Below are 14,990 nucleotides of genomic sequence, written 5' to 3'. Positions count from 1 at the left end.
CGGGGACGATCAGGCTTCCTGAACTTCGGGTCGCGTGTAAAGAATCTACGCTTCGAACCAACAGTGCCACAGCGGCGTAGGGGCCCAGTGAGAGATTTGTCGGTCGCAGTCATTCTCGACGAATTTTCGCTTATGGCGTTTGGCTTTGAGTGGAACGCAATCACAGTCCAACCAGGTTCATGGAAGCAGACGCTCGAATCATGTCTCCCAGATCTGCTCTTTGTGGAGTCGGCGTGGGCAGGAAATTCTGGCGCGTGGCAATACAAATTGACAGGCAACAACGGCCCGAGCGAAGATCTCATTTCTCTCGTTGAGTGGTGCCAGCAGCAAGGGATTCCCACTGTTTTCTGGAACAAAGAGGACCCCCCACATTACGAGGACTTCTTAGGGGCTGCGCGACTCTTCGACGTTGTATTCACAAGCGATCAGAGGAAGATCCCAGACTATATTCGAGATCTTGGTCATGACCGTGTTGATGTTCTGCCATTTGCGGCCCAGCCAGCAGTTCACAACCCCGTTCGCCCCAGCCACGGTTGGCATGAACGGGGCATAGCGTTTGCGGGGATGTACTTTACGCATAAGTATCCAGAGCGACGCGCGCAACTTGACTACTTGCTATCCGGTGCCGTCGCGGGCTCGAAGGGGACAGGCTTCGGTCTCGAGATTTTTTCGCGGATGCTCGGTGGGGATCCACGATACCAATTTCCAGACCACTTCTCTGGATACGTTGTAGGTCAATTGCCTTACGAAGAGATGCTCACTGCATACAAATCGTACAAAGTTTTCCTCAATGTCAATTCAGTTACAGACTCGCCGAGCATGTGTGCGAGGCGGATTTTTGAGATTGAAGCTTCTGGAACTCCTGTCGTTACGGCGCCTAGTGCTGCTATCGGAGAGTTCTTTCCACCGGACGAAGTGTGGGTAGCTCGCAACGCGCTGGAGACCCAGCACTCGGTACGCGCACTCATTCGAAACGAAGACATTGGCGAGCGCGCAGCCCACCTCGCGCAACGTCGGATTTGGGCCCAACACACTTACACGCAGCGAGTGTCTACAATTTTGGAGACCGTAAAGCGGCGCGATGAGATTCGTTCGCCGTATGTTTCTTGCCTAGTTGCCACCAACCGCCCTTATCAACTCGACCACGTCTTTAGTCAGTTCGGACAACAAACTTACGAGAGCCGGCAGCTAGTCATTTTGACGCATGGGTTCGAGCCTGCAGCTCAGGAAATCAAAAACCTTCAGAGCCGTTATGCCATAGAGGAGATAAAGCTTATTCATGGTTTCGCCGACCGAACATTGGGCGAGTGTCTCAATGAGTTGATAGATGCTAGCGACGGCGACGTGCTGTCTAAAATGGACGACGACGATCTCTATGGTCCTCATTACTTACAGGACCTCGTCAACGCTTTAAGTTTCAGCGGTGCAGATGTAGTGGGCAAGGGTGCCCACTACATGAGAATTGAAGGGCTGGACGTCTTGCTACGTAGATTCGCTGACAAAGAGCATCGTTTCGCCAATCATGTCATGGGCCCGACAATCACGGCCCCGCGAAGTCTTTTTACTGACATCCGGTTTGCAGCATTGAAACAGGGCGAGGACACCGAATTCTTGTCCCGCGTGGTTGCTTCTGGAGCCTCGATATACGCGGCCGACCGGTTTAACTTTGTTCAGGTGCGCAAGAGTCATCAACACACATGGCGTCTCAGCGACTTGGAGGCTTTGTCGTTAGGGGACGTTGAAGTGCACGGCAATTTTGGGGAACACGTCTTCATATAGCTCGCCACATGGAATACGCGTAGCGAACGTGAGTCGGCGTTTATCAGGAAAGAGTGGATAGCTTTGATGGACAACATGAGAATCTCAGTCATTGGCCTGGGATACATTGGTCTGCCGACGGCCGCAGTTTTGGCGAGTCAAGGTTTCGACGTCGTCGGCGTTGACACTAAACAGCAGGTAGTTGACGCAGTCAACGCCGGACAAGTTCCATTTGTTGAGCCGGATTTGGACGTTTCTGTTGCTGGTGCGGTGAGTCGCGGTTGGTTACGAGCTCAGTCAACTATTCCAGCGTCTGATGTGTTCATCATCGCCGTCCCTACGCCTTTCAGCCACGATCGCCTTCCGGACCTCTCGTACGTCGAAGCGGCAGCCTCGTCAATCGCCACAGTCCTGACTGGGGGAGAGCTTGTGATTCTCGAGTCCACCTCACCTCCAGGAACAACGCGTAGGATTGCTGAACTAGTTTCGACGTTGAGACCGGATATCGAGGTTGCACTAAACGATCAGCACAGCGAGCGGGCAGTGCATTTCGCTCACTGTCCCGAGCGAGTACTACCGGGTCGAATCATGATCGAAATGATCCAAAACGATCGTATTGTAGGAGGGCTATCCGGGGCGTCGACTATTCGAGCGGCTGCCCTCTACAACACTTTCTGTAAAGGACAGTTGCTGACGACAAACGCCACGACTGCGGAGACGGCCAAATTGGTTGAGAATGCTTACCGGGACGTCAATATTGCGTTGGCAAATGAAATTGCTAAGGTAGCCGACTCGCTGGGCATCGACGGATGGGAATTGATCGATCTAGCCAACCACCATCCACGGGTGAACATTTTGAAGCCGGGACCTGGCGTAGGCGGACACTGCATTGCCGTTGACCCATGGTTTCTCATTAGCGCTGCTCCAGACGAGACATTACTAATGCGGCAAGCCCGTCAGATCAACGATTCCAAACCAGCCGAGGTGACAGGAACGATACGGTCGATGGTGATTGATTCCGGCGCTAGGTCGGTGACAGTCATGGGGCTGGCATACAAGCCAGACATAGATGACCTGCGCGAATCGCCTGCCGTGGCCATCGTTGGTGAGCTTGCTGAGACCATGCCGGATCTTGCAATCAGCGTCGTTGAGCCCCACGTTAAGGCGCTGCCGCAGAAACTCGCAGCATTTCAAAATGTCACGTTGGGAAGCGTGGAATCTGCAAAAACCGAAGCAGGCGTCGTATGCGTGCTTGTCGAGCACACGGCTTTTCGCGCTTATTGTCGAGAGGACTTCGCGGCACTGCGAATTCTTGATACTTGCGGACTGTGGTCGAAACAAGCTGCGTCGGCTCCAATCGCGGCAGTCCAGGCAAACTAATGCAAGTCTTAATCTATGGCAGCTGTGTATCGCGAGACACTATGGAACTTTCGCCTCAACCCGGAGTCGAGCTCGCAGGATACTTTGCTAGATCTTCGATTATCTCTGCATTTGGTCGAAGAAAGACGGACCTCGGCACGGCCCCGGCTTTGGTCAGGTCAAGTTTCCAACGAAGGATGCTAGAGGCCGATGCGTCCAAGTCGCTTGTCGAAAATTTGCGGACACAACAATTTGACCTACTTCTCCTCGACATTATCGACGAACGATTTCACGTTCTCGTTAGAGGAGAGGAACGAATCACTGACTCGTCCGCATTCCGAGAAAGCCAGTTCTTAACCGCGAAGCCAGGGTCCTGGCGCAAGATAGCTAGCGGCAGTGATGAGCATTTCGCTGAGTGGACTATTGCCGTGGACAAACTACTGAAACTAGTAGCTGAGTTGCCTCGGAGAGTGGAGGTAGCGTTTATAGATGCTGACTGGGCGTCGACCATCGCTGGCCCGGAACTAGACAGCAAGCTAGTACATGCTGGCATGAAGCCGTCCGAGGCAAACGAACTCTATGAACGATATCGAGAATTCTTGCGTAGCAAATTGTCGGAAGCGAATCTAATTCGGCCTCCAGCCGCTGTGACGATCAGTGATCCGCAGCAGAAATGGGGTCTTGCGCCGTTCCACTATGTTCAGGAATTCTACGATTTTGTGGGAAGGAGGCTCTCTGAACTCGCTGCCACGTCTTCTAGATCAAATTTTTCATCTTCGTTGGACGTTTGAGAAGCACTGATTCATAGAACCGAATCGCTCGGTCGAAATTGAGCTCGAATTCAGCGGCGGTCGGGGGACCATGGCGCAGCAGCTCAGAGTCTGACAAATAGAAGTATTTGGTTCCGTCTACGCTTTCCCCCTCCGCTTCTGTAACGCCGTGGATGCGTTTGAAAGGCTTATAGTGGTCGCGAATATGGGTGGGATCATTCAAATTCTGGAGATAGTAAACGACGTTGAGACCGGCATTGACACGATATAGTGAAGCCAAATCGAAGCGCTGCGGGGAGGACATCGCCACATCGGTTTTGTTTTGCCCCCAAACTGAGCCGAAGTAGGCCTCCACCGCAGCCGGCAGGTAGCGAGTAACAACTGTTTGGGGCGATTGAACATAGGCCAACGACCCAGGGAATCGGATGCTGGCTCTGAGTGCCGCGAAGCCGCCGCCAGAACCGCCGACGAATATCACTCTATTTGCTCCAGAGACTGTCATAGCTTCTTTGATGACTAGCTCGATTGGGTCCAGCGCGTCCCATTCAGGGCCGCCTAGGAACCACGAAATTGCCAGCTTGTGGTTCAAATGCCACGTTGGATCTGCAAAGGACAAGTAAGTGGAAGTACGTCGTCGGAGCGACTCGGCTCGTTCAAAACGAGGATATAGATCGACTCCTGGTCGCATTGCTCCATGGAATGCCACGAAAAGTGTTTCCGAGGGTGCCAAAGAGCAGAGAAAATCGAGGTCGACGGATGGCCCCAGTCGAACGCGTTCTACGGCTGGTTCTGGAGTTAGACGAAGTGAACCAAGACTTCGGCTGAGGTGTAAGGGAAGTGCGTAGTATTCTTCTGGGTGAGAGCGTTCAGCCATTGGAGCTCAACCAATCTTTTATGACTTGGGCGGCGTCTTCGCCCGAATCAATATCAGAGCGGACGGACGATTCTAAGGATTTGCGAAATGTCTGCAGCTCAGAATCGGTTAGCATCCGGCTAAGCGCCAAAATAATTTCTTGCCTAGTTATAGCCGCCAGTCCGTAACCGAGTCGCTCAAACTCGCTGGCCCTAAGAGATTGATTATCGGTCAGCGTTTCCAAGTTGGGGATCACGATTGCCGGTGTGGTGAATCGGACGGACTCGTGGACGGAGTTATAACCAGCGGCGATGACCATAAAATCAAAGGCTTGGAGGTAGTCGGCGATCGGATATTTGCGAAGGACGTGCACACGCAGTCGCACATCCTCGTAGTCCGGACTCAGAGGCGACAAGCCGAGAACAATGTCTACTTCCGGAGACCTCTTGAGGACCTCGGAGATGACAAGTTCCCTGAGATCATTAATGTCGTTGATGACACCTGCACCAAGCTGGACTAGTACATACCTGCGTCGGGGGTCCAGTCCCAGGTCTTGGATTGCGCGATCTCGGTCAGTGCTGTCGGCGGGCGTCGTAAGAGTTGCGGCGTTAACCTGGGTTCCTTCGCTCCTCGAAACGGGCCCGGTGTCGGCTTCAGCGGCAATGTCAAAGGGGACGAGCAAATGATCAACGATCGACTTACTGTCTTTGATTTGGGCCGTACTGGCGCCGTCATGCCAGAGGCCTCTTCTCAGCCAAATCATTTTGATCCCATGCCGGCGCGCGGATTCGTGAATGCCCCGATAAATCCAAGTCCCGTCGAAAACTATGGCGTCAGGTCGGTTGGCTCTGCAGACAGCGTCAAAAAATTCTGAAAATCTATCGTTCCATTCACGATGCGATATCCCGCTAGACGCCTTTTGGCTGGGAAACTTGAGAACCTCGAAACCTAAAGAGTTCACGATTGCTGCCGAGGATGCCAGCGATACAAAGTGCGACTGAAAAGACTCCCGACCACTGCGTGCAATGGCCATACAGCGTGTCAGATGCCCCATGCCTGCGCCGTTGCTGGTCACGAATAAGACACGCGGAAGCTTCGATGACTCGTCGAACGATAGGCGTAGCGTTTCGTCTAAGGGCAAATGATCGCCGACTAGTCCCTCGGCCAGCGCGCGTAGACGGACCAAAGTCAACGACACTTCCTGTTGTTCGCGGCTTCGATGATAGTCGTGGCGGGACTCCGCTTCTTTCATCAGAGAAAGCTGCCGCATGGCTTTGTTCAGCCCGGAGGTTTGGTGGCGAACCAAAAAGGCACAAGACAGAGCAAGGTAAATCAGGAGACTTATGATGACGCTAGCTAGAAGGGGACCACGCTGCCCCGTGGGTGCAACGTTAATCAGAGATACCACGACAACCCCACTGATTACGCTACCTGCAGCTGCACTTAGTCCGATGCGTAGCAGTCGTTTCATCCAACGCTTCCTGAAGGTGTTGTGCCTGATTCCTGAGCTATCGAAAATTTGGAGATTCTCTGCAATAAAGCGCTCCGCGAGAACCGAGCTTCAACGACTGCTTGAGCTTTCGCTGATTGGGCTAAATAGAGGTCGGAGTCCCGCGAAAATTTAGATACCAGTTCGCTGACTTCGTCCGGCGAGCAGTATACGGCGCCGTTAGCGAACGTTTTCTCCATGTAGGCGGGCAAGAAGACAACCTTGCCTGCCGCCATGGCCTCTGCCGCGGCCATTCCAAAGGACTCTGTAAGTTGGTCGTCATGGAAGTAAGCCCAAAAGTGAACTCCTGTCAGAAACTGTGAAACGTTCATCGAGCCGAATGGGTGGACCTTGATGCCGGCAATGGCACTGGGCCCGAATTTTTTGATGAGGCTGTCTGCACCGCCAAGAATCGACGTAGAGAATTCACCGTTTTTCGACTTGTATGCTGCTTCAAAATCTTCGATCCGAGACGGCCACTTGAGCCCGTGGTCCCGGGAATGTCTTCCGAGGATCGCCGAGCTTTCTGAAGGGAGAGCCGGTGAACTTAGAACAACGTCAATTACGCCTGGCCATGTGTCCTCAGACAACCGGCTACTCTCCACGAGCCCAACGCATAACTCTCGCGTCAACTTCGACTCAGCCAAAACCATAGCGGCGACGTTGAACAAGGAATCGAGATTGAGAAGGCAGGAGCGAAGATCAAAGACCATCCCAGACCCGTCCCTGAGGAATGGCGGGTTGTTGACGATGAGCACGCATGAGCCGACCACGAGGTTGCTTTTTGCACCGTCCAAGAATGTGACCACAGAGGGATGACGGACAACGAGCAAAGCGACATTTGCTCGATCGTTCAGTCCTAAGATGTCGACATTGGGAACGTTTGTGACCTCAAAGAGCCCCGACGCGATAGGAGACGAGAATGAGTTGAGGGGAGAATCGATCTGAATTACACCGACTCGAAGCCCCGATGACGACGCCAGTCGAATTTCAGTGAGAGTCAGCGCCGTAGTTCCACCTGGGAATTTGAAATCCGTTGCGAAGACAACGTCGTAGTCGCCAAGGTGTCCGTTCCTGGGACCGGGTTGCATGTTCCGTGGGATCACAAAGGGTCTCGATGGCTCGTTGTTGATCGCAAAGGATCCTGAGTTCTCGGCACGCTCATGCCACGCTTGATATGCGAACATGTAGAGCAATCGGGATGGGTCAACGTATCCACGAGAGAGTTCGCCTGCGGTTAGGGATCCTGTCCGAGTTCTGGTGAATGACAGAGGGACTTGACCGACAACTGGAACTGCCTGACCCGTGAACTTGACCAATCTGTCACGGAATTCTGCGTCTGCGCCGCGATTAACTGCGTCCCACCCACCCAGTTGCTCCAAAATCGAGCGTCGTACCATAAGGGATGAGAAATTCGGTTGGGTGAACTGGGGATTGTTGTTGATGCGTAAGAAATTGATTTCAGGTGTGCATCGAACATGCTGACTCATATTGGCCGCTACCGCAGGCGTTTCCAGTAGAGCTTGAACTTGCAGCTCGATTTTCTGAGCGTGAGACCAATCGTCGTCGTCATGGATGGTCACGAATTCTCCCCTCGCCACGCTCAGACCAAGATTTCGCGCGCAATAAGGTCCAAGATTTGATGATTGTCTCTTCAGCACAATTCGAGGGTCAACGGCGCATGCCTGCTGCAGCCGCGCAAATTGCTCCTCATCCGAGTGATCATCGACGACGATAATCTCCAAGTTTCGCCACGTCTGACCAGTCAGAGAACTTAGCGCGGTATCAATCAGGTCGGCCCCGTTATATGTCGGCACTATGACGGTTACTAAGGGTCCGTCAATTGTCGCCTGGTCAATGTTCGTTCGAAGGGTATCAATTGAGGGTACTTGGGGATTAACCATCGCTACCGGAGCCAGTGCATGTCCCTCGATCAATTCATTGAGACGCTCGAGCCAAACATTCGTGGTCGCTTGGTCCTTCAGACCTATGGCGTTCAGGGATAACAGCGAAGCTTGGACAGGGAAATTGGACTTAGTTCTAAATCGAGATAAGGCATCCTGTAATGTCCGATCCGCACCGAGAATACCCAATGCCTCGAGGTAGATAAAGCGGTCAGTTCGTCCAAGTTTCTGGGTACCGAACTGTTTTTCCACGAGTTTGAACAATCGCGCGGCGTCCTCAACATCGGTTCTTAGCGACTGTTGGTTGACTAGAATCCGGGCGAGCGAAAGCATAGCCTCGGGGCGCCAGGTGGGAACCGTCTCCGAAAATACTGAGGAACCGCCGCCTACGTCGAAGACTGCAACCTGGCGCATCAAATCAGCGAACCGGGATTGTCCGTTAGTGGCCCGACGAGCAAATGCATTTCGGATGTCTTGGCTACGGGATCGTAGGGCGAATGTCTCAAGCTGCGATTGGGCTGAGTCCATTCGCGAGGCGTACTCAAATTCCGGGCCTATGCCATGCTCAGCCCTCTGAAGGCGTACTGGTGAGTCGGATTTCTTGGCTGCCTCGTTGGAATCTGGCCTTTTGTCCCGCTTCTCAAGGCGGGCCAGCGCAGATTTAATCTGTTTGGTTCGAAGATTTGACGTCCGACCGTTGGTGACAATTATGGCCAGCGCGGCCCAAGAGAACAGAGCGAAACCAGCTACCACCAGAATGCGGAGATCGAGAATCGAGCCGACGACGGTGGCCAGCAGTCCTGCACTCGCAATAAGACCGCCGACTGCCTGCCATTTACCTATGCCTTTGAGCACTCGCACTCGCAAATTCTAAAGACGGTCCGCTGAATCGGACTTTGTCGCGCCGCGAGTGTCGAAGAAGATCTTTGCGCGTGAGCTCAGATCCTCGACGTCGTACGCCGTGTGGTTCTGAAGAAGCACAACGACGTCGGCGTCCGAAACGGCATCGCCAAGGTCCTTAATCGACTCGTAGGTCCGACCTGCAGCCGTCCACGTAGATACTTTCGGGTCGTGGTAGGAGATTTCTGCTCCGCGTGCCGCTAGTACTTCGGCGACATCCATAGCGGGTGATTCGCGCTGATCTGCGATGTCTGACTTGTATGTAACGCCCAAGAGAAGGACGCGGGAGCCGCGAAGGGGTTTCAAGGTATCGTTCAGCAGCGACTGTACTCGGTCCACGACATAGCGGGGCATGGAGTTGTTAATTTCTTCAGCCAGTTCCACGAAGCGGAACGGGTATCCCAGGGCGCTGCGAACCTGGTAGCTCAAGTAATTCGGATCGATTGGGATGCAGTGGCCCCCTACGCCCGGGCCCGGGTAAAACGCTTGGAATCCGAAGGGCTTAGTTTTGGCGGCGTCGATGACGTCCCAGAGATCAATGCCCAGCTCGTGGCAGAACTTAGACATTTCGTTGACGAGGGCAATATTGATGTGACGATAGGTGTTTTCGAGGAGCTTCGCCGTTTCGGCTTCCTTGGCACCCTTGACTGGAACGACGGTGTCAACGAACTTGCTGTAGAAATCCGTGGCCAATCGAGTCGATTCTGAGGTGACACCACCGACTACTTTCGGCGTGTTTTTAAGCTTGTAGACCTTGTTTCCGGGGTCGATTCGCTCGGGGGAGAAGGCTAGGTAGAAATCAGAATCGATCTTGTGGCCTTCAGCTTCAAGGATGGGTTGGCAAAGATCCTCGGTGGTGCCGGGGTAAGTGGTTGACTCTAGGACCACAAGAGTTCCCTTTGTGAGGTGTGCCGCAATAGTGGTGGTAGCGGAAGTAACTGCTCGCAAATCGGGGCTTCCTGCTTCACCCAACGGCGTGGGCACGCAGATGACTACGACGTCTGCATCTTTGATCACGGATGGGTCGGATGAAGCGTTGTAGCCGCCATCGATCATGGCTTGAATTTCGGAATTGCTGAGGTCATCGACATGCGACACGGCATTGTTCAGGTTGTCGACGACAGCTTGGTTTAGCTCTAGGCCGGTCACGCTTAGTCCGGCAGACACTGCGCCTTGCGCCAATGGCAATCCGACGTAACCTTGACCAATAACAACGAGATTTTTCAACCGTTCATCCTTCTTCAACGTTGCCCTAATGGAAAATGTCGGTTCATACCGAATTTGTCGGGAGGATCTCTCCAGCTGGAGTTTTGTGACCGATCCCGACAAATGCAATCCCCGATGACCCCTTGGATGGGATGTCAGTGAGCCGTGCCAAAAGACGGCGCGATCCCCAAGTCTGATGATCATACCGTCTTGACGATCGATGCCTCATATCGACAGCATAATTTTAGGGCTCGATTGTCAGCGATTTACTAGGTAAAAAGTGGCGCGTTACATCTTGCATAGATGGTTCGGCCCATGGCAGTCGGATTTCAGCGGAAAATCGGGCCCACTAACTCTTTTTTCCAATTGTTTAGGTACTGCATGGTGTCGTGGCGATTCAGGGGAAAGTGCCCTCCGCGAATCTTGCTCCAAGCACTGTAGATCTCCATTCGACTCCGACTGCGCGCCCAAGAATGCTTCATTTGAAGCTCGGCGAGACGCGTAACGAACGGCACGTACTGAGACATTAGATGACTCTGATCTCGATTATTTTGCAGGTACAGGAAATCCGGTACGTGCTGCTCGTGAACGAAGCGTTCGATGACGTCGATTCGGTGCAGGTAGTCCGCATCTACGTGCTCAATTGACTCGAATCCCAAGCCGGCCTTGGCCGCGTGGTCGACGGCCTTTCGGACGTGGTAGAGCCGTAGGTTTGTTTGTGGAATATCTGCGATCACACTTGAGCCGGGGAGGCAAGCCGCCATATGGAAAGACGCGAACCCGCCAGCCGATCCGCCATAGAAAATGACGTCTTCGTTGCTGAGTCCCAACGACGAAGCCGTTTTCGCCACTATTGCCGACATCTCACGTGCGTAATCTCGCTCTCTTGTGCCGATCCACCAACCTGCATCGAGCGCGTCATCAAGATAGAGTGTGGGATCATTCAGGACGAGCGCCGAACCATCGAGGTCAGCAGTCCAGCTCCAGCGATGGAACAGCGGCAAATTCACTTGGCTTCGAGTCAGTGCGCTCTGGCCAATTACGACCAACTTACGGGATCTCGAACGCAAATCTGAAAGCATGTCGAACTTGACTCCATCGAGATCGACGCTCAGCGTGTGCACTTCATCGACAACGGGACTGTAGGAATCAATCCCAACGTAGTCATATCGAGTGGTTGGGAAAGGAACCGATGGAGGGTTGAATGGAGATCCTTCTGGTTGGGCCCGGATGAGCCGTGACATATGACCGCCAATTTTCAGGGCGAACTCCTTCGGTAGATCCACTGTGCAACCTTGGACGAAGATTTGAGGAAACTCAGACTTTTGATAATTGCGCACGAACGCCAGCACATGAACGTTTGGGGAAAGGGCTTTATTCAGGGCAACATAATCGATGCTGGGCGCTCCACTAGGCGCCGATACCAGTGCCACCACACGTTGGTCTTGAATGCCAGTCGAGCGCCAATAGGTCATGAATGATTCGAGGTTGGCGGTCCTAGACTGGCCCCGCTGGAAGTTTGATGTCAGATCTCGGTGATGTAGCTGCATAGATTCAATGTAGGAATCAATCGTGCCGCCTGGAGCATCTAAATTCACAAGCCAATCGATGACAGCCGGATCTTGGTCGAACATATGGTTAAGTCTCCTGGAGGACAGCACCGGTCGCAGCGGCTTTAGTAGAGGTCGCCACATTCTACATGTTCGTGCAAGCGCGTTGCGATCGAATGGGAAAACTAACTAGTTGCAGACAGGACTTGCGCGCCAGACGAGGGTGATTCAGCATTGGAAACTTTGCCAGGCGGCTGGCAGCTACCGGATTGGAGGGGCAACATGAGACAGTAATGAAAGTACATAGGCGCAGGCGGTTTACCTGTGCTTGAACTTAGGAGAACGGACTCATATTTTGGCGGTCGAGGTGTCAGGGCGGTTTGACTGGATTGAAAATTTGGACGCTCCGGGGGGCGTAATAGATGCCGCCTTAGAGCACCTTCAATACGAGCATTTCCTAGCGGATCGGACTGCCGTTCGCAACGCGATCCCGCTGGAAAACGCGCGATCGCTGGCTGCCGCGACGGACAGAACTCACGTATTGGGCCTTGCGGTTTTCGAAGCTCCTGTCACTGTGGACCACTTGATTGAGATCTTAGACGCACTGCCGGAGGCATCGCAGCTTATGGTGTTTTTGCGCCACTATGTCGACACAGGCCACCCAAGCATCGTTTCCCGTCTGGTAGCGGCCGAAACGGATGACGAGTTCAAGCTGAAAGTGACTGGGCATATTCACCGCCTCGTTAGCAATCAGCCTTCCGGGTCTAAATACAATCCCAAGAATGACGAATTCCCCACAGAAACGGAAAAATTCGCGTCCATTGCTGATTACGCCCCCACCGTCGGAAAGCGAACCGTAGTCGAGGTCAATGAAGGCGGCGTCAGGTTCGAGTTCATTAGCGAGCTTAAGGCAAATTCGAAGAAGCTCGTTGTCTTCGGTCAGGACGCATTGAACCGACAAGTTGTCGGATTGCCTCACTTTTATAGGTGGTCTTGGGCTCGTGAGATCGATGCCTCGGCTTTATTCCTGAATGACCCTTCTATCTATGCCGACGAAAGGCTACTGGCCGGATGGTGGGTAGGAACTAGGGAACGTGACTACATCGAGGAAATGGTTTCGATTATTCGCAAGATCATGGCTGAACAGGGCATCTTGGCGGAAAATGTGACATTTTTCGGAGCATCCGCAGGGGGGTATTCATCGTTCCAAATGGCTGCTGTCCTCCACGGTTCCCGAGCCATTGTTGATATTCCCCAAGTTGATTTAACCAAGTACTTTGCCCGCTCCGCATCGGATGCAACCATCGCCGCCGGACTCGGCTACAAAACGGCCGAAGACGTCGAACCCGAATTTCGCCACCGCATTGACGTCGTGGAACGCTTCAGACGCGAAAAGTACGTTCCGGACTTCCTCTACCTGCAGAACAACCGAGACAGCCAGCATGTGGCGAAGCAAATGGGGGCGTTCTTGTACAAAATCAGCGAACTCATGGAAGAACACGACTGGGCGCACGCGCAATTCAGTGTTGAAACGTATAGCGCGTGGCATCTCAAAAAGGGAGGGCATTTCCCCCTGTCCCGTGCAGATTCAATTGCCCGCATCAACGCCTATATTAATTCGCCCAGACAACGGATCCGTGCCGTTCCTTCCCCCGCGGCGCGCACCAAATCGTAAAGGTCTGTCAAATGAGTGATGTCCAAATTCCATCCAGTCTCACCAACGCGAAGATTGTAATAGTCTTCGGGGCGTTTCGTTCAGGGGTTCGTGGGGGAATGCTGTCGGTCCTGTGGAGAGCTCGGCGATTCGTAGAATACGGTCTGAGCGCGCAAATATTGACATTTGATTACCATCTGGATTATCCGCTTATTCGAGAGCAATTAGTTCAATCCGGACGTATGAACGATCAAGTTGATCTTGTAAACATCCACGAATACCTAAAGTCCGATGCGTTAGATAGCCTACCGGTTATTGATGCGAAACCTGTGGGCGATGATTTCGAAGAATCAGAGGCCGATGTTCTTCGTTATAAGTTGATCATTCGCTCTCGAAGTTGGCCGATAGGGGAAGACAAGCACTTCGTTGAGTATTTCCGTGACAACGGTTCGATTTATATGCGTGCGACCGTAATCGGGGATCGCTCCATGTGGAAGGGTGCCCAAGATATTCAACTCCTAGGTTCCGACGGTCAAGTTCGCGCCGAGCTGGCATCGACACGTGATCTATGGGCGTTCTGGTTGCAACAGATTTCCGGGGATGATGAGGTGTTCGTCATTCAGGACTTCCAATACATGTCTCAGTCTGGCGACGAGATCTTCTTTGATTTGATCAGCGGTAGCAATGTCTACAATTATCGTGTTGCCCACGGCGCAACGCTGGCTGCCCCGATCACTCCCACTACACACTTGGTTCCCGGATGGGCTGCTGCTGATCGATATAACGCAGAGTCCGATGGGCTGGTGTTTCTTACGGACCAACAGCTGGAGCATTGGTCGGATCGCTTCGGCCAAAATCCCAACCAATTTTCGATCCCGCACGAATGCATGGTCGACAGTTTCGAGCAGTCGAACCAAGATGGAGAACGCTGCATCCTGATTGCCTCTTTGACACCGCTTAAACGTGTTGGCGACGCGATTTTGGCTTTCAGTGGAGTCCTCAAGAAGCGGCCAGGCGCAACACTAGAGGTATTTGGCGAGGGGCCATCGCGTGACGACTTGCTCAAACTGATTGCTGAGTTAGGAGTCGAACACGCTGTGGTGCTCCACGGGTATAGCGCCGGTGCTGCCCAGGCCTGCGCGGGCGCGGCTTTGTCATTGCTGACGAGCACACGAGAAGCATTCGGCATGACCATTCTGGAGTCCATGTCGCGGGGCTGCCCGGTAGTCGCATATGACATTGACTATGGTCCCCGAACCATGATCTCTCATGGAAAAGACGGCTATCTGGTCGAATCGGGAGATATAGCGGAACTGGAACGAGCAATGCTCCGGGTCCTCGAAGCGGATTCAGCTTCAAGAGACCGTATGAGGGCAGCGGCTTTGGAAAAGGCGAAGACCTACAGCGGGCCAGCAGTAATTCAACGTTGGATTGACATGTTTGAATCGTCGCAGATTCGCCGTGGCGTAACCGCGGCTCGTCGCGAATCGCTCTAACAAGTGCCTGTCTTATTGGCTTCGGGCTTGTAGATAGAGAGAGCAGGCCCT

10 protein-coding genes are annotated in these 14,990 nt (G+C 53.2%); 5 read left to right on the top strand and 5 right to left on the bottom strand.

All coding sequences use genetic code 11. The features are described from left to right. The first annotated feature begins 87 nt into the window (after positions 1-87). From ACQR35_RS05140 to ACQR35_RS05130, 3 genes are all read left to right on the top strand, one after another. A complete protein-coding gene (locus ACQR35_RS05140) occupies positions 88-1,779 on the top strand; it encodes a glycosyltransferase family protein (RefSeq protein WP_430268342.1) in 1,692 nt (563 codons plus the stop codon). A gap of 66 nt (positions 1,780-1,845) precedes the next feature. Beyond that, positions 1,846-3,138 (top strand): UDP-N-acetyl-D-mannosamine dehydrogenase, encoded by a 1,293-nt coding sequence (gene wecC / locus ACQR35_RS05135; protein ID WP_430269403.1) that lies wholly within the window; start codon positions 1,846-1,848, stop codon positions 3,136-3,138. Continuing rightward, positions 3,138-3,908, top strand: a complete 771-nt coding sequence (locus ACQR35_RS05130) for a DUF6270 domain-containing protein (protein WP_430269402.1) — start codon at positions 3,138-3,140, stop codon at positions 3,906-3,908. The genes wecC and ACQR35_RS05130 overlap by 1 nt, the downstream gene beginning before the upstream one ends. Here the strand turns inward: ACQR35_RS05130 and ACQR35_RS05125 are convergent. The 5 genes from ACQR35_RS05125 to ACQR35_RS05105 all read right to left on the bottom strand — a co-directional run bounded on the left by ACQR35_RS05125 (position 3,874) and on the right by ACQR35_RS05105 (position 11,873). Beyond that, a complete protein-coding gene (locus ACQR35_RS05125) occupies positions 3,874-4,476 on the bottom strand; it encodes a hypothetical protein (RefSeq protein WP_430269401.1) in 603 nt (200 codons plus the stop codon). The two genes, ACQR35_RS05130 and ACQR35_RS05125, sit on opposite strands and share 35 nt — an antisense overlap. 277 nt (positions 4,477-4,753) lie before the next feature. Beyond that, the gene (locus ACQR35_RS05120) at positions 4,754-5,503 is read right to left on the bottom strand and encodes a glycosyltransferase (RefSeq protein ID WP_430269400.1); all 750 of its coding nucleotides are present in this window, start codon (positions 5,501-5,503) and stop codon (positions 4,754-4,756) included. A 704-nt stretch (positions 5,504-6,207) separates the two neighbouring features. After that, a complete protein-coding gene (locus tag ACQR35_RS05115; protein WP_430269399.1) occupies positions 6,208-8,994 on the bottom strand; it encodes a glycosyltransferase family 2 protein in 2,787 nt (928 codons plus the stop codon). A 9-nt stretch (positions 8,995-9,003) separates the two neighbouring features. Then, on the bottom strand, positions 9,004-10,260 hold the full coding sequence (locus tag ACQR35_RS05110; protein ID WP_430268336.1) for a nucleotide sugar dehydrogenase: 1,257 nt from the start codon (positions 10,258-10,260) through the stop codon (positions 9,004-9,006). A 308-nt stretch (positions 10,261-10,568) separates the two neighbouring features. Further along, complete coding sequence (locus ACQR35_RS05105) at positions 10,569-11,873, bottom strand: hypothetical protein (RefSeq protein ID WP_430268335.1); 1,305 nt, start codon at positions 11,871-11,873, stop codon at positions 10,569-10,571. Between the two features lie 271 nt (positions 11,874-12,144). On the opposite strand from ACQR35_RS05105, the gene ACQR35_RS05100 reads away from it, so the two are divergent. Both ACQR35_RS05100 and ACQR35_RS05095 read left to right on the top strand, forming a co-directional pair. After that, complete coding sequence (locus ACQR35_RS05100) at positions 12,145-13,464, top strand: hypothetical protein (protein ID WP_430269398.1); 1,320 nt, start codon at positions 12,145-12,147, stop codon at positions 13,462-13,464. Between the two features lie 11 nt (positions 13,465-13,475). Next, entirely contained in the window at positions 13,476-14,939 is a 1,464-nt protein-coding gene (locus ACQR35_RS05095; RefSeq protein ID WP_430269397.1) for a glycosyltransferase, read from the top strand. Positions 14,940-14,990: the final 51 nt, after the last annotated feature.

The sequence above is a fragment of the Pseudarthrobacter sp. J1738 genome (assembly GCF_050490315.1).
Taxonomy (GTDB): domain Bacteria; phylum Actinomycetota; class Actinomycetes; order Actinomycetales; family Micrococcaceae; genus JBNPEO01.
The sequence above is the reverse complement of the archived record's forward strand: the minus strand, read 5'-3'. Positions and strand labels throughout refer to the sequence as shown.

Excerpts from the sequence above, each read along its gene's own strand:
- ACQR35_RS05130 (WP_430269402.1), top strand. The coding sequence starts at position 3,138 with ATGCAAGTCTTAATCTATGGCAGCTGTGTATCGCGAGACACTATGGAA.
- ACQR35_RS05120 (WP_430269400.1), bottom strand. The coding sequence starts at position 5,503 with ATGATTTGGCTGAGAAGAGGCCTCTGGCATGACGGCGCCAGTACGGCC.
- wecC (WP_430269403.1), top strand. The coding sequence starts at position 1,846 with ATGGACAACATGAGAATCTCAGTCATTGGCCTGGGATACATTGGTCTG.
- ACQR35_RS05105 (WP_430268335.1), bottom strand. The coding sequence starts at position 11,873 with ATGTTCGACCAAGATCCGGCTGTCATCGATTGGCTTGTGAATTTAGAT.
- ACQR35_RS05095 (WP_430269397.1), top strand. The coding sequence starts at position 13,476 with ATGAGTGATGTCCAAATTCCATCCAGTCTCACCAACGCGAAGATTGTA.